This window comes from Curtobacterium sp. USHLN213 (genome assembly GCF_037144815.1).
In the GTDB taxonomy this organism is placed as follows: domain Bacteria; phylum Actinomycetota; class Actinomycetes; order Actinomycetales; family Microbacteriaceae; genus Curtobacterium.
In genome coordinates, this window is record NZ_JBBCYQ010000032.1 from 1 (window position 1) to 453 (window position 453).

General features: G+C 61.8%; 1 rRNA gene. It reads left to right on the plus strand.

Features of this window, described 5'->3' with window-relative positions:
* Nucleotides 1-77: ribosomal RNA gene (locus tag WFH25_RS19290) — 16S ribosomal RNA — on the plus strand; the annotation flags it as partial.
* Between the last annotated feature and the right edge of the window lie 376 nt (nt 78-453).

The window sequence follows — 453 nt, forward strand, 5'->3', positions numbered from 1 at the left end:
CGAAGGTGGGATCGGTGATTAGGACTAAGTCGTAACAAGGTAGCCGTACCGGAAGGTGCGGCTGGATCACCTCCTTTCTAAGGAGCATCTGGCTCGTCGTGTCCTTCGGGGGACGGTGGGTCCAGGCGCCGGATCGAGACGAACGTTCTCGCCGGTAGCTCATGGGTGGAACATTGACAGTGCAGTCGGGAGCGCAGCTTCTGACCTCAGTACGCCGGGGCCTTCGTGGTTCGGGTTGGAACGGGTTGGGGGTGAGCGGGTCGGCTGGTGCACGTTGTTGGGTCCTGAGGGACCAGGCTTCCCGGCCGAGTGTGGTCGGGGGTTGAGCCGTGACTGGGGCCTTTTGGGTTCTGGTTGGGTTCTTCGGTGGGCCGCATGATGCTGGGAGCGTTGTTCCCGGGGGAGTGTGGTGCCGATCGTATGTTGAGAACTACACAGTGGACGCGAGCATCT